20 protein-coding genes and 4 tRNA genes are annotated in these 25,596 nt (G+C 37.6%); 15 read left to right on the top strand and 9 right to left on the bottom strand.

Features of this window, described 5'->3' with window-relative positions:
* Nucleotides 1–112: 112 nt before the first annotated feature.
* From CGC57_RS02715 to CGC57_RS02700, 4 genes are read left to right on the top strand one after another with little or no spacing between them, the layout of a single operon-like run.
* The gene (locus CGC57_RS02715) at nt 113–1,591 is read left to right on the top strand and encodes a GFO_1087 family putative carboxy terminal peptidase (protein ID WP_095897859.1); all 1,479 of its coding nucleotides are present in this window, start codon (nt 113–115) and stop codon (nt 1,589–1,591) included.
* Nucleotides 1,588–2,628, top strand: coding sequence for a ferredoxin--NADP reductase (locus tag CGC57_RS02710; RefSeq protein WP_095897858.1), 1,041 nt, complete (start codon nt 1,588–1,590; stop codon nt 2,626–2,628). Before CGC57_RS02715 ends, CGC57_RS02710 begins: the two co-directional genes overlap by 4 nt.
* Before the next feature lie 11 nt (nt 2,629–2,639).
* Entirely contained in the window at nt 2,640–3,098 is a 459-nt protein-coding gene (smpB, locus tag CGC57_RS02705) for an SsrA-binding protein SmpB (RefSeq protein ID WP_002682121.1), read from the top strand.
* Nucleotides 3,099–3,120: 22 nt separating this feature from the next.
* Complete coding sequence (locus CGC57_RS02700) at nt 3,121–3,603, top strand: ABC transporter ATPase (protein ID WP_095897857.1); 483 nt, start codon at nt 3,121–3,123, stop codon at nt 3,601–3,603.
* A 93-nt stretch (nt 3,604–3,696) separates the two neighbouring features.
* Here CGC57_RS02700 and lysA read toward each other — a convergent pair whose 3' ends face one another.
* Nucleotides 3,697–4,893 (bottom strand): diaminopimelate decarboxylase, encoded by a 1,197-nt coding sequence (gene lysA, locus CGC57_RS02695; RefSeq protein ID WP_095897856.1) that lies wholly within the window; start codon nt 4,891–4,893, stop codon nt 3,697–3,699.
* Nucleotides 4,894–5,085: 192 nt separating this feature from the next.
* On the opposite strand from lysA, the gene CGC57_RS02690 reads away from it, so the two are divergent.
* From CGC57_RS02690 to CGC57_RS02680, 3 genes are all read left to right on the top strand, one after another.
* Nucleotides 5,086–5,361 carry a hypothetical protein gene (locus tag CGC57_RS02690; RefSeq protein WP_095897855.1) on the top strand — a complete coding sequence of 92 codons (276 nt, stop codon included), beginning with the start codon at nt 5,086–5,088 and terminating at the stop codon, nt 5,359–5,361.
* 14 nt (nt 5,362–5,375) lie between these two features.
* Nucleotides 5,376–6,596: an aminotransferase class V-fold PLP-dependent enzyme gene (locus CGC57_RS02685; RefSeq protein WP_095899447.1), complete on the top strand. Its 1,221-nt coding sequence runs from the start codon at nt 5,376–5,378 to the stop codon at nt 6,594–6,596.
* Between the two features lie 71 nt (nt 6,597–6,667).
* Nucleotides 6,668–8,515 carry a DNA topoisomerase IV subunit B gene (locus CGC57_RS02680; protein WP_095897854.1) on the top strand — a complete coding sequence of 616 codons (1,848 nt, stop codon included), beginning with the start codon at nt 6,668–6,670 and terminating at the stop codon, nt 8,513–8,515.
* Between the two features lie 129 nt (nt 8,516–8,644).
* On the opposite strand, the gene CGC57_RS02675 is transcribed toward CGC57_RS02680, so the two are convergent.
* The 4 genes from CGC57_RS02675 to CGC57_RS02660 form a co-directional block, all read right to left on the bottom strand.
* A tRNA-Leu gene (locus tag CGC57_RS02675) sits at nt 8,645–8,728 on the bottom strand.
* An 11-nt stretch (nt 8,729–8,739) separates the two neighbouring features.
* Nucleotides 8,740–8,812: transfer RNA gene (locus tag CGC57_RS02670), tRNA-Lys, on the bottom strand.
* 37 nt (nt 8,813–8,849) lie between these two features.
* Nucleotides 8,850–8,922: transfer RNA gene (locus CGC57_RS02665), tRNA-Lys, on the bottom strand.
* 32 nt (nt 8,923–8,954) lie between these two features.
* Nucleotides 8,955–9,027 (bottom strand) — tRNA-Lys (locus tag CGC57_RS02660).
* 135 nt (nt 9,028–9,162) lie between these two features.
* Here CGC57_RS02660 and CGC57_RS02655 point away from each other — a divergent pair.
* Nucleotides 9,163–9,687 carry a shikimate kinase gene (locus tag CGC57_RS02655; RefSeq protein ID WP_095897853.1) on the top strand — a complete coding sequence of 175 codons (525 nt, stop codon included), beginning with the start codon at nt 9,163–9,165 and terminating at the stop codon, nt 9,685–9,687.
* Here CGC57_RS02655 and CGC57_RS02650 read toward each other — a convergent pair.
* The 4 genes from CGC57_RS02650 to CGC57_RS02635 form a co-directional block, all read right to left on the bottom strand.
* The gene (locus tag CGC57_RS02650) at nt 9,659–10,417 is read right to left on the bottom strand and encodes an SH3 domain-containing protein (protein WP_095897852.1); all 759 of its coding nucleotides are present in this window, start codon (nt 10,415–10,417) and stop codon (nt 9,659–9,661) included. The two genes, CGC57_RS02655 and CGC57_RS02650, sit on opposite strands and share 29 nt — an antisense overlap.
* Before the next feature lie 12 nt (nt 10,418–10,429).
* Nucleotides 10,430–12,187, bottom strand: coding sequence for a BatD family protein (locus CGC57_RS02645; protein WP_095897851.1), 1,758 nt, complete (start codon nt 12,185–12,187; stop codon nt 10,430–10,432).
* 45 nt (nt 12,188–12,232) lie between these two features.
* Complete coding sequence (locus CGC57_RS02640) at nt 12,233–13,156, bottom strand: tetratricopeptide repeat protein (protein ID WP_095897850.1); 924 nt, start codon at nt 13,154–13,156, stop codon at nt 12,233–12,235.
* Nucleotides 13,157–13,249: 93 nt separating this feature from the next.
* Nucleotides 13,250–14,287, bottom strand: a complete 1,038-nt coding sequence (locus tag CGC57_RS02635) for a vWA domain-containing protein (protein WP_095897849.1) — start codon at nt 14,285–14,287, stop codon at nt 13,250–13,252.
* A gap of 377 nt (nt 14,288–14,664) precedes the next feature.
* On the opposite strand from CGC57_RS02635, the gene carB reads away from it, so the two are divergent.
* The 7 genes from carB (at nt 14,665) to CGC57_RS02605 (ending at nt 25,560) form a co-directional block, all read left to right on the top strand.
* Nucleotides 14,665–17,517, top strand: a complete 2,853-nt coding sequence (gene carB, locus CGC57_RS02630; protein WP_095897848.1) for a carbamoyl-phosphate synthase large subunit — start codon at nt 14,665–14,667, stop codon at nt 17,515–17,517.
* 543 nt (nt 17,518–18,060) lie between these two features.
* Nucleotides 18,061–18,252, top strand: a complete 192-nt coding sequence (locus tag CGC57_RS12955) for a hypothetical protein (protein ID WP_232034019.1) — start codon at nt 18,061–18,063, stop codon at nt 18,250–18,252.
* Nucleotides 18,253–18,284: 32 nt separating this feature from the next.
* The gene (locus tag CGC57_RS02625; protein ID WP_232034018.1) at nt 18,285–19,463 is read left to right on the top strand and encodes a reverse transcriptase domain-containing protein; all 1,179 of its coding nucleotides are present in this window, start codon (nt 18,285–18,287) and stop codon (nt 19,461–19,463) included.
* 703 nt (nt 19,464–20,166) lie between these two features.
* Nucleotides 20,167–22,665, top strand: a complete 2,499-nt coding sequence (gene porW, locus CGC57_RS02620; RefSeq protein ID WP_095897847.1) for a type IX secretion system periplasmic lipoprotein PorW/SprE — start codon at nt 20,167–20,169, stop codon at nt 22,663–22,665.
* A 337-nt stretch (nt 22,666–23,002) separates the two neighbouring features.
* Nucleotides 23,003–23,929, top strand: coding sequence for a tyrosine-type recombinase/integrase (locus CGC57_RS02615; protein ID WP_002682034.1), 927 nt, complete (start codon nt 23,003–23,005; stop codon nt 23,927–23,929).
* Between the two features lie 30 nt (nt 23,930–23,959).
* Nucleotides 23,960–24,250, top strand: coding sequence for a ribosome hibernation-promoting factor, HPF/YfiA family (gene hpf / locus CGC57_RS02610; RefSeq protein ID WP_002682031.1), 291 nt, complete (start codon nt 23,960–23,962; stop codon nt 24,248–24,250).
* A gap of 110 nt (nt 24,251–24,360) precedes the next feature.
* Entirely contained in the window at nt 24,361–25,560 is a 1,200-nt protein-coding gene (locus tag CGC57_RS02605; protein ID WP_095897846.1) for an OmpA family protein, read from the top strand.
* The last annotated feature ends 36 nt before the right edge of the window (nt 25,561–25,596 follow it).

Below are 25,596 nucleotides of genomic sequence, written 5' to 3'. Positions count from 1 at the left end.
GTAAGAAAACAATTAAATATATTACTTCTTACCTTTTATCTGTTACCTCTTATCTATTAAAATTTTTGCAAATATAAAAAAAGTATTACTTTTGTAGAAAATTATTTTAAAAATGAAGCGATTTTTTTTATATATAATCATCACAATCAGTGTGTTATCTTGTGTAAAAGACCCAGTAGAGAATACCAATCCCTCTCTTTTAGGTGCTTCCGACTACACGGGTAACGATGTAGATTTGCGCGTACGCGATTTTATTTGGAAAGGCTTGAATGCTTATTATTTGTGGCAAGCCGATGTGCAAAATTTGCAAGACAATCGTTTTGGTTCTCTACCTGATACCAAAGCCGATAAAAACAAAAGTTACACCCAGTTTTTGAAGAGTTTTAGTGATCCTAAGGATTTGTTCTATAATGGCTTACTGAATAATTATAAACGAATAGACCGCTTTAGCTATATCACTGATAATTACACCGATCTTGAAAACCACTTCAAGGGGATTACGGCTGGTTTGGGAATGAATTATGCTTTTGGTTTGGTTAAAAAATTAGGTATCTATTTGGCGTATGTGCGCTATGTGGTACCTAATTCCGATGCCGAAAAATTAGGTTTGCAACGTGGAGATGTAATACTGAACATCAATGGGCAACAGCTTACACGTGCTAATGTTCAACAACTGTTACAAGATACACCTATCATCTCTTTTGCTACTTATAGATTTGTGAATGAGAGATTTGAACCTACAGGGAAAACCTATACTTTGCGACAAGAACAAACTCCCGAAAACCCTGTACTCATTCATAAAGTTTTCAACAAAGGAGGTAAAAAAATAGCTTATTTGATGTATAATGCCTTTGTAGCAGATTTTGATGAGGCGCTCAACAACGCTTTTGCCGACTTCAAAGCGCAAGGTGTTACCGACCTCATTCTCGATTTGCGTTACAACGGTGGAGGAAGTGTGAATACGGCTACCTATTTAGCCTCAATGATTACCGGTCAGTTTGCAGGGCAGGTATTTGCCGTTGAACGCTGGAATAGCAAAGTGCAGCCCCATCGAGGAAATTCTCGTGAATATTTCACCGATAACATAGTGAAAGATAGTAGAAAAATAGCAATTAACAGCTTGCGAATGAGCAAGGTGTATATCATAACTTCCGAAAATACTGCTTCAGCTAGTGAGTTGGTAATCAATGGGCTCAAGCCTTATATCACAGTGGTGCAGGTAGGTGCTACTACCATAGGTAAAAATCAGGGCTCGGTTACAATTTACGATTATACCGATGCGCAAGGAAAAGTGAAAAACCCTAAACACAAATGGGCAATGCAACCTTTGGTGATGAAAATAGAAAATGCTAAAGGAGTAGGCGATTATGTAAATGGTTTGTCTCCTGATATTTTTATAGAAGAAATAGGTAGTAATTTAGGAGTATTAGGTGATGAAAGTGAGCCGCTTTTAGCTCGTACCCTACAAGAAATCACAGGGGTTAATACTTCAGGTAGAGCGCCTCTATCAACTGATAAAACATCTTTTTCCTTTGAAACGCTCAGCACCTCAACTTCAGGCTACTTTGGCTTAAACGAAATGTATAAATGAATAAATTCCACGAACTAACAATATCTAAAATCACACACCTCACTACTTCATCGGTAATGATTACCTTTGAAGTCCCCGAACTATTAAAAAAAGTATTTAGCTTTGAGGCTGGTGAATACCTTACCCTACAACAAACTATCAACGGACAAAAAGTGCACCGTGCTTATTCCATTTGCTCAGGAGTGAATGAAGGTGAATTGAGCGTGGCAGTGAAACGTGTACCCAACGGATTATTTTCTACTTATGCCACAACTCAGCTCAAAGCAGGTGATGTATTGGAAGTGATGCCTCCTATGGGCTCGTTTGTCTTCTTCTACGATATTTTTGGTAACCGTGATATTATGCTTTTTTCGGCAGGAAGTGGTGTAACTCCTATGATGAGTATTGCCAAAACTGCTTTAGCAAAAACCAATATCAAAGTGGTATTCGTCTATGGTAATAAATCCAAAGAAGAAACCCTATTTTTTGATGAAATTGAAGCCTTAAGAGTGCAATATCCCGACCGTTTTTTTGTGCATTACGCTTTTAGTCAAGAACCTTGGGGCGACCACTATATAGGGCGTATCAACGATAAAATAGTGAATGAACTTTTTACTAAGTACAAGCACTTCAATTGGGGACGTTACTACGCTTGTGGACCTACAGAACTCGTGAAAAACCTTCGCGAAATGCTTCTGTTAAGAGGAATTGATAAAGATCGCATTTTCACCGAACTCTTCGAGGCTTCCCCCGCCGATGTAGATTACAGTACCCTGCAAGGCAATGTAGCCATTACCCTGCAACTCAATGGTAAAATCCATACTTTTGAGAGTGCTCGTAATCAAACGCTCCTAAACTCTGCTCTTTTTCGCGGATGCGATGCGCCTTACTCTTGCCTCAATGGCGTGTGTAGTAGCTGTATCGGTAGGGTAGAGGAGGGGGAAGCTAAAATGGCAAAGAACGAAGTGCTCAACGATGAACAAGTATCGCAAGGCTATATTCTCACTTGTCAGGCTTATGCGATGACTGATAAAATAAAAGTGAGAATTCCAGGATAAAATCTCTATATATGAAAATTCAGAAAACAGTACAGATACTCAACAAACGCGCTAAGTTTGAATACGAAATTCTCGACAAATATACAGCGGGAATTGTGCTTGTGGGTACCGAAATAAAGTCAATAAGGTTAGGAAAAGCTTCTATAGCCGAGAGTTTTTGTGAGTTCAACGACAAAGGTGAACTATTTGTAATCAACTCTACTATTGAAGCCTATGATTTTGGTACGCACTACAACCACCGTCCTAAAACAGAACGCAAATTACTCTTACAGAAAAAAGAGTTGCGCAAACTCAATAAAGAAGTGAAAAACAGCGGACTTACCATTGTACCACTTAAACTCTTTATCAATGATAAAGGTTTAGCAAAAATGGATATTGCCTTAGTTCGAGGTAAAAAACTATACGATAAGCGCGAAACCATCAAAGACCGCGACAACAAGCGCAATTTAGACCGATTAATGAAACACTAACTATAACCTGAAACCTAAAAAAATGTATAAAGAATTTAAACAACTCCCCGATGATGCCCGTGTGTGGATATACCAATGTAACCGCAGTTTTACGGAAGATGAACAAGCGCAATTGCGCACTCAGTTAGAAGATTTTATAAGCCATTGGATGGTACACGGCAAGGAATTGCTTTCCTCCTTTGAATTGCGTTACAACCGCTTTATTGTGATAGGTGCCTCTCCCGATGCTCACGGTGTAGGAGGCTGCTCTCTTGATGTTTTAGCGCGTTTCATTCAGGATTTAGAAGCCCAGTACAATGTTACTTTGCTCGACCGTATGAATGTGAGTTACCGCCAAGGGGAACATATTGCGTATAAAAACCTCGCCAATTTCAAGAAGATGGTAAAAGATAAAGCTGTATCGGCTCAAACTATAGTATTCAACAATTTGGTAAATACCAAAATAGAATACGAAGAAAATTGGGAAGTGCCTTTAGAAGATAGCTGGCACAACCGCTTTTTATAATTAGCAAATTTGCTAATTTATTAATTTGCCAATGAAGTAGAACGCAAAAGTGCTCTATTCATTGGCAAATTAACTTATTGTTTCATCGATAAATCAATATATTTGGTTTCTTACTAAATCTTCAAAAATCTCTGCTTTTCTGATGAGTTTTGCCTCACCATTTTGCCACAATACTTCAGCAGGACGCAAACGCGAATTGTAGTTGCTTGCCATTGTATAGCAATATGCCCCTGCATTGTGGAAGCAAAGAATGTCACCCTCAGTAATTTCAGCTATTTGTCGGTTAGAAGCAAAAGTATCTGTCTCACAAATATATCCCACTACCGAGTAGAAACGCTTTTTACCTTCAGGATTAGAAAGGTTTTCAATATAGTGAGTAGCCCCGTAGAACATAGGTCGGATAAGGTGATTAAAACCCGAATCAATACCCGCAAACACAGTGGAAGTAGTTTGTTTCACCACATTCACTTTCACTAAAAAGCGCCCTGCCTCACTTACTAAAAATTTACCAGGTTCAAAAGCCAATGTAAGGTCGCGCCCGTACTCTTTACAGAATTCAGCAAATCGTGTACTTAGGCGTTCGCCTAATTCCTCTATATTCGTTTGTATATCCCCCTCTTTATAAGGCACTTTAAAACCACTTCCAAAATCTATAAATTGTAAGTCCTTAAAGTTTTTTGCTGTTTCAAAGAGTATTTCGGCAGCATAAAGGAATACATCTATGTCTAAAATATCGCTACCCGTGTGCATATGGATACCGTTGATGTGCATTTTCGTATTCTCTACAATGCGCAATATATGAGGAATTTGGTGGATACTAATCCCAAATTTACTATCGATATGTCCCACCGAAATATTGCTGTTACCCCCTGCCATTACGTGTGGGTTGATGCGAATGCACACTGGTACTTCAGGGTGTTGCGTTCCAAACTGTTCCAAGAACGAAAGGTTATCTATATTCAGCTGAACGCCCAAACGCATCGCCTCTTCAATCTCACTCATCGATACCCCATTAGGAGTAAAGATAATTTGTTCAGGAGCAAAACCTGCTAATAAACCTAATTGTACCTCTTGGATAGAAACGGTATCAAGTCCAGCACCTAAACTCTTCATCAGTTTTAAGACAGCAATATTAGAAAGCGCCTTCATTGCATAATTGATACGCAATTTAGGTACTGAGGCAAAAGCATTGGTAAGACGTTGATATTGACTGCTAATTTTCTCAGCATCATATACATACACAGGATTTCCGTAGGTATGTGCTATATTTAGTAAGTCTTCTGTTTTCATTTTTTATTTTTCTAATTAAGACCGCAAAGGTAGTAATAATTTGGCAATTAGCCAATTTGTCGATTAGTAAATCACTCATAATTAGCTATTAGTTGTTAGTTATTTTTTGGGGTTACTAAATCAAAAATAAAATTATAAGAGTCGTTTTTTTAATTTTTTGCTTTATATTTGCACAATGAAAAATAAATCTCAATGTCTTATAGTTATAAAAAAGCCATTTTTAAAGATAGTGGAATAGGTAGAAAAGCCTATCATCGCATTGTAAGGCGACACAATGGTACGATTCTAAAAACAAAGATAAAGCACAATATTCTTTTAGATAACACTGAAATAGAGATTGAGCTAAAAGATGCTAAGACTATTGTAAATAGCTATAACTATTGTGATTGGAAAACAAATTGGGAACAAAACACTAAATTGAAAAAACTTCTTTCTCGAGAACAATTAAACAAGTGGAGAAGAAAATAAATCTCACAAAAAAAATGAAAACCATCTCTGAAATACGCGCAGATTTTCCTATACTCAACCGCACAATCCACAATCGCCCGCTCATCTATTTTGATAACGGAGCGACCTCTCAAACGCCTACCTCTGTGATTGAGGCGATAGTACATTACTATACATATCAAAACGCGAATATCCACCGTGGAGTACACACTCTTAGTCAAGAGGCTACCGATGCTTATGAGCAGGCACGACAAAAACTACAACGCCATTTTAATGCTCATAAATCTTCCGAAATTATTTTTACAGCAGGCACAACTCACGGCATCAACTTGGTTGCCAATGGCTATGCTGCTCTTATGAAAGAGGGTGATGAGGTGATTATTTCAGCCTCAGAACACCATAGCAATATAGTGCCTTGGCAGTTGGCTTGTGAGCGAAGTGGGGCTACCCTAAAGGTAATCCCAATGAATGAGCAGGGTATTTGGGATATGCAAGCCTACAGCGAACTGCTCAATGAACGTACACGAGTGGTATGTGTACAACACGTATCGAATGCGTTGGGCAATATACATCCTATAGCCGAAATTATAGCTCAAGCACACCGTGTAGGGGCTGTTGTATTGGTAGATGGAGCGCAAGCAGCTCCACATCTTCAACCCGATGTGCAAGCCCTTGATGTAGATTTCTATGCCGTATCGGCTCATAAAATGTATGGACCTACGGGCGTAGGTGTACTCTATGGCAAAGAAGAATTATTGTTGCAATTGCCTCCTTATCAGGGAGGAGGGGAGATGATTAAACAAGTGCAATTTGAAAAGAGCACTTATGCTGATTTGCCTTATAAATTTGAAGCGGGTACGCCCAACATTTGTGGTGGTATTGCCTTTGGTGCTGCTATTGATTACATACATTCCTTAGGTATAGAGGCTATAGCGGATCACGAACATCAATTGTTAGCTTATGCTATTGAAAAACTGCAAACTATAGAGGGGATTATCCTATATGGCAACCCTGATTTAACTCAACGTACAGCTGTTATATCTTTCAACTTGCAGGGGGTACACCCTTACGATGTAGGGGTGATTCTCGACCAATTAGGGATAGCAGTACGCACTGGTCACCATTGCGCACAACCTATTATGGATTTTTATCAAATCCCAGGTACAGTGCGAGCAAGTTTTGCTGTATACAACACTTTTGAAGAGATAGATACTTTCGTGGAGGCTGTAAAAAAAGCTCAGAGGATGCTCAGCTAATTTATAAATCGACTAATTGACTAATTGACAAATTATTACTACCTTTGCCCCCTCAAACACCTAAAATCATTATGGAAGAAGTAAGATATGACGAGGATAGCATTCGCTCTCTCGACCCCTTAGAACACGTACGTTTACGCCCTGGTATGTACATCGGAAAGCTGGGAGATGGCTCTTCAGCCGATGATGGTATCTATGTGCTCCTCAAAGAAGTAATAGATAATAGCATCGACGAGTTTATAATGGGTGCGGGTAAAACTATCGACGTGAAAATCAACGATAATAAAGTGGAAGTACGCGATTATGGTCGTGGTATCCCCTTAGGGAAAGTCGTAGATGTAGTTTCTAAAATGAATACGGGTGGTAAATACGACTCTCGTGCGTTTAAGAAATCTATCGGACTCAATGGGGTGGGTACTAAAGCAGTGAATGCTCTTTCAGCTTACTTCAAGGTAGAATCGGTGCGTGATAATCAATCTAAATCAGCATCTTTTGAAAGAGGTATCTTAAAAGAAGAATCTCCTATAGAAGAAACTACCAAAAGACGCGGAACAGGAATCGTTTTCATTCCTGATGATACCATCTTCAAAAACTTTAAATTTCGCAATGAGTATGTGGTGCGTATGCTTAAAAACTACGTATACCTCAACCCAGGACTCACAATCAACTACAACGGCGAAAAGTTCTATTCTGAAAATGGACTTCGTGACCTTTTAGCTGAAAATAACAACGAAGAAGATTTTCTATACCCTATCATTCACCTCAAAGGTGAGGATATAGAGGTAGCTATTTCGCATAGCAAAACCCAGTATAGTGAAGAGTACTACTCATTTGTAAACGGACAAAATACTACACAAGGAGGTACGCATCTCAATGCTTTCAAAGAGGCTTATGTAAAAACCATTCGCGATTTCTATAAAAAGAATTTCGACCCTTCGGATGTGCGTAAATCTATCATCGCGGGGCTTTCTATCAAAGTGATGGAGCCTGTGTTCGAGAGTCAAACGAAAACCAAATTAGGTTCTACCGAGATGGGCGAAGGAATGCCTACAGTGCGTACTTATATCAACGATTTCATAAGCCGAAATTTAGATGATTTCTTGCATAAAAACAATGAAATTGCCGATGCTATCTTGCGCAAAATTATGCAAGCGCAACGGGAACGCGAAGAATTGGCAGGTATTCGCAAATTAGCCAAAGATAGAGCTAAAAAGGCAAACTTACACAACCGTAAACTCCGCGATTGCCGTGTGCATCTCACTGATACCAAAGATGAACGCGCTCTTCAAAGTACCTTGTTTATCACCGAAGGGGATTCAGCATCGGGGTCTATTACCAAGTCGCGTGATGTAACTACCCAAGCTGTTTTTTCATTGCGCGGTAAGCCTCTCAATACCTATGGAATGACTAAGAAAATAGTGTATGAAAATGAAGAATTCAACCTTTTGCAAGCAGCTCTAAACATCGAAGATTCTATGGACGACCTCCGTTATAACAATATCGTAGTCGCCACCGATGCCGATGTAGATGGTATGCACATTCGCCTATTGCTCATCACTTTCTTTTTGCAATTCTTCCCAGAAATCATCAAAGAGGGACACCTATATATATTGCAGACACCTTTATTCCGTGTGCGCAATAAGCAACAGAAGATATACTGCTATAGCGAAGAAGAAAAACAAGCCGCTATAGAAAAACTCAAAGGGAAACCTGAAATTACGCGATTTAAAGGGTTAGGTGAAATTTCTCCTGATGAGTTTAAAGATTTCATAGGTGAAGATATCCGTTTAGACCCAGTGATGATGGATAAATCTATCCATACTGAGCAGCTTTTAGAGTTCTATATGGGTAAAAACACTCCTGATCGCCAAGAGTTTATTATCAATAACCTAAAAGTAGAAATAGATAATTTCGAGTAAGATATATCATACACTTTGTTAAAGCCCAAAGGCTTTGACAAAGTGTATGATTACAAATCAAAACAACAAAAAAGAGACTATTCAAAATTTTGAATAGTCTCTTTTTTATATAAATCCTTATCCCCAAAGTGCCTACGACTGGATTCGAACCAGCACGCCCTAACGAGCACCACCCCCTCAAGATGGCAAGTCTACCAATTTCTCCACGTAGGCTAATAAGTCTGTGACCTGGCTGGGGCTCGAACCCAGGACCCCAACATTAAAAGTGTTGTGCTCTACCAACTGAGCTACCAAGTCCCTTAAAAAAATAAAAAAACAAATTGTATAACCCTTGTGACCTGGCTGGGGCTCGAACCCAGGACCCCAACATTAAAAGTGTTGTGCTCTACCAACTGAGCTACCAAGTCCTATAAAAAATAACAATAATTGTATAACCCTGTGACCCGGCAGGGGATCGAACCCTGGACCCCAACATTAAGAGTGTCGTGCTCTACCAGCTGAGCTACCGAGTCATTATGACAATCAGTATTTTCTTGTTTGCGGGTGCAAAGATATAACATTTTTTTTACGTAGCAAGAAAAAAAGTATTATTTTTGCATTTTATTTTTAAAGTATTTTTCAAAACCTTACAATCCAATAAATTACAGATGAAAATAATTTTACTCGGTTATATGGGAAGTGGTAAATCTACGCTTGGAAAAGCCTTAGCAGTTGCTAAAAATGTACCTTTTGTAGATCTTGATACTTATATTGCTACTGCCGAAAAAATGAGTGTGCAAGATATTTTTGCTACCAAAGGAGAGATATATTTTCGCAAAAAAGAAACCTTCTATTTGCAAGAACTCCTGCAAAAAGAAGGTGATTGTATCCTTTCATTAGGGGGAGGTACCCCTTGTTTTGGTAATAATATGCAATTGATAAAAGCTGAAGGTAATATATCTATTTACTTAAGATACCTTCCTAAAACCTTAGCAAAACGTTTGGCTAAATCCACCTCCCGACCTTTGCTAAAGGAACTAAAAAAGGAGGATTTAGAAGATTTTATTCGCAAGCATCTCTTTGAGCGCAATGCGTTTTATACTCAAGCTACTCATAGTCTCGCAATGGACGAATTGACTAAAGAGGAAAGTTTGCAGCAAATACTTACAATACTTTCAAACTACTTACTTTAGTCCAACCAGTTTTTCCATTAGCTAAACGTATTTTTACCCAATCGTTCTTCTTTTCGGTAATCTCTACTTTGGTGCCTTCGTGTAGTTGTACCACCTCACTGCTATAGGCATTAGCTTCCGAGAATACTCGTACCGTTTTGTCAAATAAGATAGCGTACTTCTCACCATCTACTTGTTTTTTGTGAAAGTTTGCAATAAAATAGGTGCCTACTGCTATTGCTACTGATACGAACATTAGAGTGAAAAAGAGTCGTTTGAGAGAGCTTTTTTCTAAAAAATAGTAGCAAAGAAAACTTAATACAAAGGCGATGACACCTATTATAGAGAGTATTGCCCACGTCTGTAAGCTAAATAGTCCTGTAACAGCATCAGAGAACTGGCGTAACCACGTTTTGGGCAGAGGTACAATCGCATCTACTTTCATTTGGTTTGCCAATAATAGTCCGTCTTTAGCCTGCTGATTATCGGGGTTGAGCTGTAGGGCTTTCTCATAATAATAAATGCTCTCTGGTACGTGATTTAGCTTGTAGTGAGCATTTGCTAAATTGTAGTACAAAGCAGACGATTCTTTTCCGTGTGCTAATATGGCTTTGTATTGCTCAATAGCGTTTGTATATTCACCTTGCTGATAATACTGAGCACCTTTTTCAAACAGATTGATATGGTTGTCTTGTGAAAAAAGTTGCACAGAAACTAACAGAAGGATATAGATAAAAATATTATTTTTCATTTTGTTTAGCGATTACTTGTTTTTCACTTGTTTGTCGAGTGCTGAAATCACTTCTACAGCATCTCCAAAATCTTTTTCCATAGAGGCATCGGTGTGGTGTTGTGAATATCGTGCCATTTCACAATTAGCGAGTAATGCCATAAATTGTGTTACAGTAGCCTCATTAGCCTTTTGGTTGAGCAATAATTCAGTGATTTTATCTTTGCTCATTTCGGCAGTTTCAATCTTCAATTTAGCTTTTAAATAATTGTGTAAAGCGCGTTCTAAGGCTTCGTAGAATGTGTTTTTATCACCTAATTTGCGTTTGGCTTCGCCTAAATATTTCTTTGCTAATCTGTTAGCTGCCCTTACTTTATTTCCTTCTACATCACTAGCTCTTTGCATTCTGATATGCCACCAAATAAGAGCTATCGGGATGAGCAATAATGGCAAGAACAACCACAAATAGTAGCTGGTAGAACCGAAGAATACAGGAGTGTGTATATCTTGGAAGTCGGCATTCATTTGCAAACCACCTAAAGTTTTAGGAGCGGTAGTCGGTTCGTTGGCTGTAGTGTCGCTATCAGGGGTAGGACCTTCAGTTACATCTATCCATAAATCGTTTGTTTTTACAGTTTCATACTTTTGTGTTTTAGGGTTAAAGTACGAAAAAGAGAGTCCAGAGATAGGATATTTACCTTTGTACTCAGGTACAATAGTGTAGGTTTGCTCTAATCGACCTTTCATCCCGCTATTGAGTGAGGGGAGTACATCGTCTTTTTGTTCAGGAGCATATACTTCTAATGATGATGGGAAATTAGGTTTAGGCAAATCAAATAATTTGAAATTTCCGTTACCTGATATTTCTATTTTTAGCTGGGTACTTTCATTAGCTTTAAGGGTAGGTTGAGTAAGGTTTACTGCAAATGAAAAATCACCCACAGCTCCTGAGAAGTTATCAGGTTTACCTTGCTCAGGTAATGGTTTTACATTGATTACTGCACTACCTGAAGAAACTTTTCGTTCCATACTTTCGTATACAAGACCGCCAAAGAAATCGCGCTGTCCTGTAGGAGCAGTGAGTAACACGTTCAAATTCAATGGTTCTAAGGTGATGCTACCCGTTTTTTGGGGATAGAGTATCATTTTGCGTCTCATCACTACTGTGCGATACACCTGACCTTTATAGGTGCGTTCCTCTACTTGGTAGTCGTTCGCTCTAATCTCTTGACTCCAAAACTCAGGATATTTAGGGGTGTTCAATTCTTGGAAGTTATTTACCGCAATACCTCTACCTACATACAAGCGATAAGTAACAATTACTGCCTCGTTTAGGTAAGGATTAGGGTTTGATATTTCAGTTAAGAGAAATAAACCTTCACGAGCATAATCATTGCTATTTTTCTCCATTGTAGGAGTTTTTACAGCATCGGTAACAGTAATATTAATAGGATTTGTGCGGTAAGTCCTACCGTCAATCTCTATGCTTGCTTGCCCAATAGTAAAATTACCTTTGGTTTTAGGTTCTAAGATATAGACATAGGTTTTGGAGAAACTGCTTACTCCGTTAATCCACGATTTAGAAATCGATTGTGAGGGACCCATTACCACTGTAAATCCGTGAAAATTAGGTGGTGTAAAGTTATCCCCATCTTTATTCATAGAGAACTCTATACGCAAGCGTTCGTTAGCCCCTAATTGATTTTTACTCACTTCGGCTTTAAACTCTACTTGTTGTGCATAGAGACTTTGGATTAAGAAAGTTATAAAGAATATAATCTTGTATTTCATTTTTTATTATTATTTGTTAAAAAGGTGAATTGCTATTCACTTCTATTACCAATCTTTCTCAGATTTAGCACGCTGACCTTTTACTTTTTGAGCATTGATTTTCTCTTGAGTTTTGCGTTCTTCGTTGTTCATAGCTTCTAAAATGCGCTCCATTTGTTGTGGAGAAAGAGATGAAGGACGCTGTTGTCTACCTTGCCCTTGTCCGTTTTGGTCTTTATCTTGTTGATTGTTTTGATTAGGGTCTTTTTGATCGTTACCCTTATCCTTATTTTTATCTTGCTTGTTATCGCCTTGATCTTTGTTGTCCTTGTTATCTTGGTTGTTCTGGTTATTTTTATTATTTTGGTTTTGGTTATTCTGGTTTTGTTGATTTTGCTGATTGTTTTGGTTTTGTTGATTTTGTTGATTTTGTTGATTTTGTTGATTTTGTTGATTTTGTTGATTGTTCTGATTTTGCTGGTTATTTTTATCTTTATCATTCTTGTTGTCTTGTGGAGGTGGAGGATTTTGTTTGAGCATTTCTTTGGCTACAGCCAAATTGTAACGAGTTTCCTCGTCTTTAGGGTTATGGCGAAGAGCTTCTTTATAAGTAAGAACAGCCTTTTCGTATTCTTTTTTCTTCATAAAGGCATTACCCAAATTGTGGAACGCTCTATGTTTTTCGTCTTCACTGATTTTATCGGAAGCAGAAGCGTTTTTGAGTCGGGAGAAAGCCTCGTCATAACTTTTTTGTTGGTAATACATAGTGCCGAGGTTATATTGGGCAGTAGCATTGTTTTTATCTTCGGCTATTGCTTTGCGATATTCCACTTCGGCTTGTATAGGTTTATCACTTTTGAGGGCAGTATTACCTTCATAAGTGTATTTTTTAGAGTTAGCCATTGCTTTTTGAGCTTCTTTCTCTGTTTTAGTTTGAGCAAAAGCAGAGAGAGAGAGTAAGGATAATGATATGTATAGAATGTTTTTCATAGTAGAAAATATCTCTTTGAGAACCTCCCCCTAGCCCCTCCAAAGGGGGAACTAGTGTTGGTCATCATACACGAATTTTTTTATTCTTATTTATTACTTTTTTCTTTCATTAAAAAGATTCAATTTCTTCACCCATTGTGTTTTGCGTTCAAAAATAGTAAGATCTAATAGAAGTAATAGTAAAGCACCTCCTAAAAACCACTGAAATTGATCTTTAAAATCTACAAACTTTTGAGTGTCAAACTGACTCTTTTCAGTACCATCTAATATTTTATTAATTTGGTTTACTGTTTTTTGTGTGTTATCACCGTTGAGGTATTCACCTCCTGCATTGCTCGCTATCTGTTGCAAGAGTTCGGGGTTGAGCTTGGTAATTACTACCTCACCATTGCTGTCGCGTTTATAAGTTTGTCCGCCTCCTTCTTTTATAGGAATAGGAGCTCCTTTTTCAGTACCAATACCTATGGTATAAATGTGTACCCCTTTTTCTTTTGCTTCCGAAGCAATTTCAGTAGCACCCATTTCGTGGTCTTCGCCATCGCTGAGAATAAAGAGCAAGCGGGCTGTAGGGCTCTTGTCGTCAAAATAATTGCTTGCCATACGTATTGCCTCTTGAATAGCAGTGCCTTGTGAGGAAAGCATATCGGTATTCATACCTTGGAGAAACATTTTCGCTGCCGAATGGTCGGTTGTGAGTGCTAATTGAGGGTAAGCACTCGCTGCATAAGCCACGATACCCACGCGGTCGCCTTTTAGCTGACTAATAGTCTCAAAAGCAATACGTTTAGCTTTTTCTAAACGGTTAGGAGCTACATCTTCAGCAAGCATACTTTTAGAGACATCTATAGCAAAAACGATATCCACCCCTTCACGTTTTACAGTCTCAATTTTAGTGCCTATTTTAGGATTAGCCAAAGCAATGCTCAGCAGTATAAACACTACAGCCAAAACACTCCACTTCACCCACAGTTTGAAGCGGGATCGGTCGGGGGCTAAACGTCTAAGAGTTGATGAGGAAGCAAATTGTTTTTGCAATCGGCGTTTGCGAAGCATCGAAAGTACAAAAATAATGAATAGCGGAATGAGTACCGCTATGAGCCAAAGATATATTTTTTCGTCGATGTGAACCATAAATTAATCAGTAAAATGAGTAATTAGTTGATTTGTAATAAACAGATTGTGATAATCAAATATTGCGCCAAACGTTGCAAAAATAATAATATTTTCTTAATTTAGAGGTTCGTTATTACTTGATAATGATTACCTCCTAAAGACTAACTACTATTTTTTTGTTATTTTTAAAATAATTACTACCTTTGCCCCGTTATTCAACGATATTAAATGAGCACACTAAAGAATATTAAATCACAAGCCCTCCCCTGTACCCCTTTAAGCAGTACTCTCAAGAGATACGGTGGGATATTCTTTTCTAATAATACAATAGCTATGTTTTTCATTTGAAAAATGTAGCTATTTTTTTATGATAAACATAGCAATATCTATATAAAATGCCAAAAAGAAACGACCTACATTGTGTTCTGCTCATCGGATCAGGACCTATTATCATCGGACAAGCCTGTGAGTTTGACTACTCAGGCTCGCAATCGTTGCGCTCTTTACGCGAAGATGGTATCAAAACCATACTTATTAACTCTAACCCTGCTACTATTATGACTGACCCCTCTATGGCGGATGTGGTCTATCTGAAACCTCTCACCACTAAATCATTAGTGGAAATTCTAAAAGCTCACCCCGAAATAGATGCCGTACTCCCTACTATGGGCGGACAAACAGCGCTTAACCTCTGTATTGAGGCTGATGAGAAAGGGATCTGGAAAGACTTTGGGGTGGAAATCATCGGGGTAGATATCGATGCGATACAAATCACTGAAGACCGCGAGAAATTCCGCGTGTTGCTCGATGAAATCGGTATCCCTATGGCACCGTCTGAAACGGCTACTTCTTTCCTTAAAGGAAAAGAAATCGCACAACGCTTTGGTTTTCCACTGGTAATACGTCCGTCTTTTACTTTGGGCGGTACAGGAGCTTCTATCGTCTATAAAAAAGAGGATTTTGATATGCTCCTCAATCGCGGTTTAGAAGCCTCGCCTATCCACGAGGTGCTTATCGATAAAGCGCTTTTAGGCTGGAAGGAGTATGAGCTTGAACTTTTGCGCGACAAGAACGACAATGTGGCAATTATCTGTACCATTGAAAATATGGACCCTATGGGTATCCACACTGGGGATTCTATTACCGTAGCCCCTGCGATGACTCTATCTGACCGCACTTTCCAGCGTATGCGCGATATGGCTATTAAGATGATGCGTAGTATAGGCGATTTTGCTGGTGGTTGCAATGTGCAGTTTGCCGTGTCGCCTGATGAAAAGGAAGATATTATCGCTATTGAAATCAACCCACGTGTATCGCGTTCTTCGGCTTTGGCTTCTAAGGCTACAGGTTATCCTATTGCTAAGATTGCCACCAAACTGGCTATCGGTTACCATTTAGACGAATTGCAAAACCAAATCACCAAATCTACTTCAGCTTTCTTCGAGCCTACGTTAGATTATGTGATTGTGAAAATACCGCGTTGGAACTTCGATAAGTTCGAAGGCTCTGACCGTACTATAGGATTGCAAATGAAGTCGGTAGGTGAGGTAATGGGTATAGGGCGTTCTTTCCAAGAGGCATTGCAGAAAGCCACCCAATCGCTCGAAATCAAACGCAATGGTTTAGGAGCTGATGGCAAAGGCTATAAAAATTACGAACAGATTATTGAGAAACTAACCTACCCAAGTTGGGATAGGGTATTCGTAATATACGATGCGGTACAAATGGGTATCCCGCTGAGCCGTATACACGAAATCACCAAGATAGATATGTGGTTCCTCAAACAATATGAAGAACTCTGTGCGCTCGAAAAAGAAATATCGCGCTACAAAATAGACACGCTACCTAAAGAACTCCTTTTTGAAGCCAAACAAAAAGGTTTTGCCGACCGACAAATTGCTTATATGGTGGGCTGTTGGGAAAGTGAGGTGCATAAAAAACGCGAGGAACTGAATATACGCCGTGTATTCAAATTAGTAGACACTTGTGCTGCTGAGTTTAAGGCGCAAACCCCTTACTATTATTCTACTTTCGAGGCGCCTATTCGCACCGCTGACGGCAAGGAATACGTAGCCAACGACAGCGTAGTAACCGACCGCAAAAAGGTGGTAGTACTCGGTTCAGGACCTAACCGCATAGGGCAGGGGATTGAGTTCGATTACTGCTGTGTGCACGGGGTATTAGCTGCTGAAGAGTGCGGTTATGAAACCATAATGATTAACTGCAACCCTGAGACCGTTTCCACCGATTTTGATACAGCTAACAAACTCTATTTTGAGCCTGTGTTCTGGGAGTACATCTACGATATTATCCAGCACGAAAAACCAGAGGGAGTCATCGTACAGCTCGGCGGACAAACAGCCCTGAAATTAGCTGAGAAATTAGATAAATACGGTATCAAAATTATAGGCACCAGCTTCCAGTCGTTGGATTTGGCAGAAGATAGAGGTAGCTTTTCAACTCTGCTGAAAGAGAATAACATTCCTTATCCGCGTTTTGGAGTAGCTGAAACTGCCGATGAGGCGCTAAAACTCGCCGATGAACTTGACTTCCCGCTACTCGTGCGTCCTTCGTATGTATTGGGCGGACAAGGAATGAAGATTGTTATCAACAAAGAAGAGTTGGAAGCCCACGTGGTAGACCTATTGCGCAAGATACCTAATAACAAACTCCTACTTGACCACTATTTAGACGGAGCTATAGAAGCTGAAGCTGATGCGATATGCGACGGTGAGAATGTATATATCATTGGTATTATGGAACATATAGAGCCTTGTGGTATTCACTCAGGCGATAGTAACGCTACCTTGCCACCATTCAACTTGGGTGAATTTGTATTGCAACAAATAAAAGACCATACTCATAAAATAGCCTTAGCACTCAACACGGTAGGGCTTATCAATGTGCAGTTTGCTGTAAAAGATGATGTAGTGTATATCATCGAGGCAAACCCACGCGCTTCGCGTACCGTACCGTTTATTTCCAAGGCCTACCAAGAGCCGTATGTGAACTACGCTACTAAGGTAATGCTTGGCGAGAAGAAACTCACTGATTTCCATTTCAATCCGCACTTAGAGGGTTTTGCTATCAAGCAACCTGTGTTCTCATTCAACAAATTCCCGAATGTAGATAAGAAGTTAGGACCTGAAATGAAATCTACTGGCGAAAGTATCTTGTTTATAGATAGCCTTAAAGATGATGCTTTCTACGATATTTATACAAGGAGGAAGATGTATCTTTCAAAATAAAACTAAAAGGGCAGGCTGAGGCTTGCCTTTTTGGTTTTTAGTTGTATATTTGCAGAGATTTTAGAATACAAGGTTGAAAATATAAGAGTAGTGAAATAGCCGAACTATTGTGTTTTTTGGTTAGGAGAAATCCTATAGCCTTATATGAAAAACTATAAGGGAAATGTCATTTCATAGAGACAAATCTCAAGAGAAATAATTCTACTTTGAGCAAGTCCAGCTAAGGTTAATATCTTAGATATGATATACATAACTTTCATAATGTTAGGTTTAGCACGAATGTGCAAATATAGCATTAATATTTTTCTACCCAAATAGAAGACGGAGTGATATATTGATCGATTTTAATTGGTTAGTATATCGTATTAGCATACATGGTTCTATGAAGATAGTGTTATCTTCTTAAAAAGCACGGCTCCGCATTTGGATTTCACTACTCTTTTTATAAAGAAAACATGAGAAAAAACAAGAAGGATTGGTTTAAGTTAAAAAAATACCCTCATATAGGAAGACCTATTTCTATTAAAGATAAAAAAAAGGGTAATGTCTTATATACTTAGTCCTGAGAATATAGCTAAACATTCATTCCTGCCTTTTATCCATAAAACCTCATTAGTCCGTAAGTTTCGTAAGGAATATAATGAGGAAGGAAATCCTATAAAGGCAGAAGGAACTAATAAAATACAAAGAGTAAAAGGTCAGAAAAAAGAGAGCTTTTCTATGCAAGTCATTTAGATTCTCTTATTTTTAGTTATTATTCTTATCAGTTGTCTGATAAATATGAAAAACTTATAAAGGAATATAAATTAGATGAGGTTGTTTGTGCTTATAGAAGTATCCCAATTGATGAGAATAACCCAAATAGCACTAATAAATCTAATATCGAGATTGCAAATGATGCTTTTGATTTAATAAAGAAATATCCTAAAGATTTTTTCTGTGTAATAGCTTTTGATATTACTAGTTTTTTTGATAACTTGGATCATAGAATATTAAGAGAAAAGTGGGAAGAAGTTCTTTCTGTAGATAAATTACCTATAGATCATTTTAATATATACAAAAACATTACACGTTTCAGTTATGTAGATTTAGTGGATATATTCAGTTTTTTTCAAGGTAGTATCCTGACACAAAAAATAACAACTAGGGGAATACAACAGCCAGTTAAAAGAAAGAAGATTAGCAAGATAAAATTCTTAAGGAATCAAAATGCAATAGCTTTCTGTGAAAAAAAGGAATTTCTTAAGGTAAAACATAAATTAGTTCATTCGTTTAAAACTATTAAAAAAGGAGACCAAATTATACCAAGAACATTTGGGATTCCACAGGGCTCCCCCATTAGTGCTACTTTAGCAAATATCTATTTAGTAGATTTTGACAAGGATATTAATAGTTATATTGAAAAGATCGGAGGGCATTATAAAAGATATTCAGACGATATTATTGTTATCTGTACTTATGAATACAGAAAGGAAGTTTGTCATTTTGTAGTGGAAGAGATTACAAAGTATAAATTAGAGATACAAGAGGCAAAAACTCAAGTATTTGAATTTAAAAGAGAGAATAATAAATTAACATGTGCACAAATTTTTGAGGATACTATTAATAGAAATAAAAATCTAACATATTTAGGTTTTGAATTTGATGGCGAAAGTATAAGATTAAAAAAATCAAGTCTTTCAGGGTATTATAGAAAAATGAAAAGATATATAAGTAGAGCAAAATTTTATTCTTATAAATATGAAGAGCCAATTTTTAGAAGGCGAATTTTAAAAAAATTCTCTTACAAAGGAGCCAAAAGAAATAGAAAAGTAGTATGGAATGAGGCAGAAAAAAGGCTATATAAATATGATACATATAATTATGGGAACTATATAACTTATGCAAAAAAGGCTATAAGTAGGATGCCTAATAATAAGATTAGTAATCAAATAAAAAAACACTAGAAAAATATCAATAAATTACTTAAAGATTGCCATAAACCTATTTTAAAGAAAGTTCTTCACTAAAAAATTGTTTGTTTTAATTCAATATATTTTGAGCTTTCTAAAATAATAGGAACTTACGAATTGTCATATCCTATTATGCTCCGTTTATTTTTATTCCTTTTCCTTGTATAGTATTAGCACAATATTCAGAAATAAGGAACAGATTTAGAAAAACAAACCGCCACTTATTATATAAACCGTCTTCCCCTCATAAAATAAGGTATTGCGGAACAACGAAAGGGGAATGACTCCATTGTATTCATTATTGGGAAGAAAGACAAGACAGAGCTGTGGCTCACTCTAAACAAAGCTTGCAAAACCGAGGATACCGTCTGTTGCTTTTTGAGAGACTTAATTGGTTTTCCCTCTGTTTAGAGGTCTTCTATTTCCTATTTTAATCTTGATTTGATACAACAGAATATTGATTTACAGCGCTAAATCACATAATATTCCCAAAATAATTCACCGTCAGGAGAAAATTTGTGAGATAATGTAAAGTAAAGAGTTTTTATATAGTTGTAAATTCGTGAAATTCATGGGAGACTTTAGAAAGTTTATCTTATGATATTCCTGATATTAAATTCACGTTAAATTAGTGTTAAAGATTTCATACTTTACAAAAAAAGTAGTATCTTCGCCCATTCTTACAGCACTAAATATAATGAAAAAAATCTTATTATATAGCACCTTTGTAGGGGTTTTTATAGGGCTTGTAATAGCTTGTACCCCTAATGCTAACACCTACTACAACCGCCAAATGCAGCCTATAGTTACTAAGTACAATGTGCTTTTCAATGGTGAAGAGGCGTATGCTAAAGGGCTTAACGAACTGCGCGAAAAGTACCAAGATAACTTTAGTGAAGTCTTGCCAGTGGAACCTATTGGGCTCAGTGGTAAGGTGCAGTTAGATGGAATGGGAAATCCTAATTTCGAGCGTGCTGAAGATAAAGCAATCAAAACTATCCAGCGTCACTCTATGGTCTTCAAAGGGGTGCAACGCAACTATAAAATAGACGATGCTTATATGCTTTTGGGAAAAGCGCGTTATTACGACGAGCGTTTCTTCCCTGCTTTAGAGGCATTCAATCACTTGCTTACCAATTATGGTAAAAGTGAACGCATCCCCGAAGCTGCTGTATGGGCACAAAAAACTAATCTTCGCCTTGGTAAAGACAAAATAGCGATTGAAAAACTCACCGAGTTTCTAAAAGAAAATCCTAAATTGCGTCGCAATGATAGGGCAGAGGCTTATGCTACTTTAGGGCAGGCTTATATCAATCAAGAACAATACCCCCAAGCAGCCGATGCTCTCTATAATGCAGGTAAATACACACGTAACAAAGCATTGCGTGGTCGCTACTATTTCATCGCTGCACAACTCTATGAAAAACAACATCAAAAAGATTCAGCTGAGGTAGCTTTTGAGAAAGTTGTAAAACAGAATTGGAAAATTCCGCGTAAATTATGGGTAGAAGCTCAAGCAGGTAAAGCACGTAACAAAACTTTCACTCCCGAAGAAAAAGCAGAGTTTTTAGCCTATTTGCGTAAACTCGAAAATCGTTATGAACACAAAAACTACCTCGATGTACTTTACTATACTCACGCCGAATTGTTGAAAAACGACCAGAAAATAGTTGCTACCGATTACTATCGTCAGTCTTTGCATAATAATAAAGACAATAATCCGCTAAAAGCAAAAGCACATACACGTCTTTCCGAATTATTTTTTGATCAAAAAGACTACATAGGGGCTTATCAACATTTGGATAGTACCCTTACCTATATCCCCGAAAATACTTTTGAACACTTATATGTGCGTCGAAAAAGAGATAATTTAGCTAAAATAGCTGAATTAGAGTACGTTGTAAGAAAAAACGACAGTGTGCTAAAAGTAATCCGTATGCCTGAAACCGAACGTCGTGCCTATTACCAAAAGCATATCGACTCTATGCAGCAAATAGCAGCATTGCGCACTCAAAAAGAGCAAACAAGCAAAGTTAAAAATACAGGTATGGGATTTTCTACTCCTGATGTTGCTCCAGAAAAAGGCGGTAAATTCTATTTCTACAACCCTATGAGTGTAGCGTATGGCAAACAGCAGTTTGAACAGTATTGGGGTGATAGAAAGTTAGAAGATAATTGGCGTTGGTCATCAGTGGGGAGTGGGGTAGTAGCCAATGTTACAGCCTCAACAACTACAACAAAAACTGTAGAAAAGCAAGTCGAAACCCCTGATAGCTATCTGGCTAAACTCCCTAAAACAGAAACTGAAATCAACCAATTGTCAGCCAATCGCAACGAGGCGCTCTACCAATTAGGTGTCCTTTATCGAGCTAAGTTCAAAGAGAATGAATTGGCTATTCAGCGTTTGGAGCGTGTGCTTGCCAGCAATCCTACCCCTGAAATTGAAGCTGCAGCCCTTTATGAATTGCAAAAGAACTATACTGATACTCACAACTCTAAAGCTGAAACTACAAAAAGTCGTCTGTTAGCGAATTATCCTAATACCGATTATGCAAAACTTTTGCAAGGAGGAGAAACTACCCAGCACGAACGCAACAAAATTGCTCAAGTGTTTGTGGATAGCCTTACTGCTCAGTATAATAGAGGTGAATTTATAGAAACCGCTCGCCGATTGCAAGAAGAAGGATTGCAGTATCGTGAAACGGCAGCAGCTCCTGCAATAGCTCTTTTGCAGGCTAAAACTACAGCTCGCTTAGAAGGATTAGCTCCTTATCAGGCTCAGTTGCAACAGATAGCAACTAACTATCCTGCTACTGCCGAAAGTGAAGAAGCAAAAAATTTGTTGGAAGAACTGAAGGATGTTGCTAATGAGGAATATATCTCCGATGATAAAGCTACTTTATGGAAGGTAGTGATTACAGGCACAACCCCCGAAATGCGTGAAAAATTAAAAGAAACTCTCACCGAAAAGCTAAAAGCCATTTCGGAAGTTCTCACTCTCTCCACCGATATCTACAACGCCAACGAAACTTGGTGGGTAATACATAAAATACGCGATGCTTATTCAGCACAGAGTATAGTAAATGAACTCAAAAGTTTCTTAGAAAAACACAAACTTTCAGCGTATCCTATACCTACTGAAAACTATCGTTTGATACAAATCCGTAAAGAAAAAGAAAGGCTTCTAAATAAATAAGAAAATACTCGTTAAAAAATAATAATAGGTGTTTTAGTGAATTTTATTTTGTAGATAAAAATATTATTTGTACATTTGCCTATGAAAACTAACATCTTCACTGAAATTAAAGAAATTAGGAGAAATGAAAAGGATTCTGCGGGATTGAGGATGAAAAAATAGCAATATAACTATCTCATTTATAGGGTTAAACAAAATACTTAACTTTATATTTGAAAATTTAACATTTATTTAACTCTTTGTTCCAAGAATAATTAGTTATTTTGCTATGTGATAAAAAGAGTATTACTCTGCTTAGGATTATATCTTTTTATTTAATCAACAAAAAAATGAAGCTATGTCAATCAATGCCTTTATCATTTATCTTTCAATAGAAATGAAGTATTCTATTCATACGGTGGAAGCTTATAAGCACGATTTAAGGGCTTTTGAGAAATTCATCAAAAGTGAGTATGAAGATAAGGAAGAGGAATGCCCTTTAGAAAGAGCAGATCAGGAGGATATCAAAAAGTGGATTATACAACTATCCCAACAAGAGATGTCCTTTAGAAGCATCAACCGGAAATTGTCAGCTTTGAAAACTTATTACACCTTTTTGAAGAAAACAAAACAAATAGAGGTGAGTCCATTTGAAAAAGGAATTTTCTTGTTGAAAACAGAAAAAAGGCAAAAGTTACCTTTTTCTGAAGCTGAAATAGAAAAAGTACTATCTTATTTCTCAAGTAAAAGCTCTTTCGATGAAGTCAGAGATAGAGCCGTAATCGAAATGTTATACGCTACAGGAATTCGACGCTCCGAGTTAGCAAATCTCCGCTTATCCGATGTCGATTTAGCTCAAAAACAACTCAAAGTATCAGGTAAAGGCGATAAAGAACGTTATATCCCCATTATACCAGAGTTAGAAGAAACACTTAAAGAATACTTAAAATTAAGAGAGGAAGTAGCAAACGAAAAAAGCCAAAACTATTTATTCTTAGTTAAAAATGGTAAAAAACTATATTCTACCCTTGTATATCGAATTATAAATTCGTACTTTAGCGCCGTTACACCTAAGAAAGACGTAAGTCCTCACGTATTGCGCCACTCTTTCGCAAGCCATTTGTTGGATAATGGTGCCGATTTGAATACTGTTAAGGAATTACTGGGGCATTCCAGTTTGGCTTCTACACAAGTATACACCAATACAAGTTTAGCAGAACTCAAAAAACAGTACAAAAAAGCCCATCCAAGAGCCGACCGCAAAGAAGAGGATGATAATAAATAGAATTGTTAAACCTTAAAATTTCTAAACATTATGAAAGTACACGTACACCCAGTAGACTTTACAGTCGACCACAAATTAGTAGAGTTCATCCAAAAAAAATTGGATAAGTTAGATAATTTCTACGACCGTATCATTGAAGCCGACGTACATTTGAAGTTGGATAATACCACCACTAAAGAAAATAAAATAGTGGAAGTAAAAGTACATATACCAGGTGAAAGCCTTGTCGTGAAAAAACAATTTAAAACTTTCGAAGAAGGAATTGATAGCGCCATCACTCCATTGGAAAGAATGCTTTTAAAACACAAAGATAAACATTAATAAAATGTTAATATTTTGTTAATATTCTTCTTTTTTAAAGAGTAACTAAAATTTAAATCATACCTTTGCCCCAGTTTTTATTGTATAATTTTATTTACTTATTTAAAAGAATGAAAAAAAGTATTCTCGCTTTAGCTTCATTAGCCTTTTTAGGTGTACAAGCTCAACAAGTAGATTATAACCGATGGTCTGTAGATGTAAACGGAGGTGTGAACAAAGCCACTACTCCTTTCACCGCTGGTTATGGCACAAGTACTCCCAACTTCTGGAGTGCTAATGTAGGGGTTCGCTATATGGCAAACAATAAATTTGGTATCCGTTTGGCTGGTGGTTATGATGTATTTAAAAATGATGATGATAGCCCTGCTTTCGAATCCAATATTTGGAATGTAAACTTACAAGGAGTTGCTAATTTAGCCCGCGTGTTGAGTTTTGAAGAATGGACAAGCGATTTAGGATTGTTATTGCACGCTGGTTTAGGATACTCTCAACTAAAAAGTGACGCAATCTCTAAAGCCGATAAAATAGCATTCCTTACTATTGGTCTTACACCTCAATTGAGAATCTCTAATCGTATCGCTTTCTTGTTAGATGGCTCTATGTACATCAATAGCAAGCAACAACTTACTTATGATACCAAATCTGCTAATGGTCAAAAAGGTTTCCAAGGAAATCACTTCACCCTCACTGCTGGTTTGAATATCGCTATAGGTAAACAAGGCAAACACGCCGATTGGGCAGGCGCCGATATGCGCGAACAAGAAGAGGATGTAGCTCAACGCATCGCTGCTCTAGAAAGCAACGTAGCCGATTTGAAAGGCGAAGTAGCTAACAAGCAAAACAGAATGAATGACGCTAATGGTAACCGCATTCCTGATGAGATTGAAAGCTACCTAAACGACAACTATCAAGCTAAAGCAGGTAATGCAGTAGCTAATGATAGTGATGTAGCCTCTGGAGATGTAGCTGCCGACCTTATTAGAAAAGGATATATCAGTGCTTACTTCGATTTCAATTCATCAGAACCTCAAGTTTCATCTTCTTGGTCTATTGACTTCGTAGGTAAGTATATGAAAGAAAATCCTAATGCTCACATCACCGTAAATGGTTATGCTGATGAGTTAGGTGGTACTAACTACAACACTACCCTTTCTCAAAAACGCGCCGATGCTGTGAAAAACTTGCTTGTAAAAGCAGGTATTGATGCTAATCGCATCACAGCTCAAGGCAAAGGAGTGGATAATAGCGTAGATAAAAATTCTCCAAGAGCTCGCCAATTAGCTAGAAAAGCTACTTTTGAATTGAAGTAGAAAAACTTCTTCAAAATCTTATAATAAAACTGTTCT

It is taken from the genome of Capnocytophaga sputigena (genome assembly GCF_002302495.1).
In the GTDB taxonomy this organism is placed as follows: domain Bacteria; phylum Bacteroidota; class Bacteroidia; order Flavobacteriales; family Flavobacteriaceae; genus Capnocytophaga; species Capnocytophaga sputigena.
The sequence above is the reverse complement of the archived record's forward strand: the minus strand, read 5'-3'. Positions and strand labels throughout refer to the sequence as shown.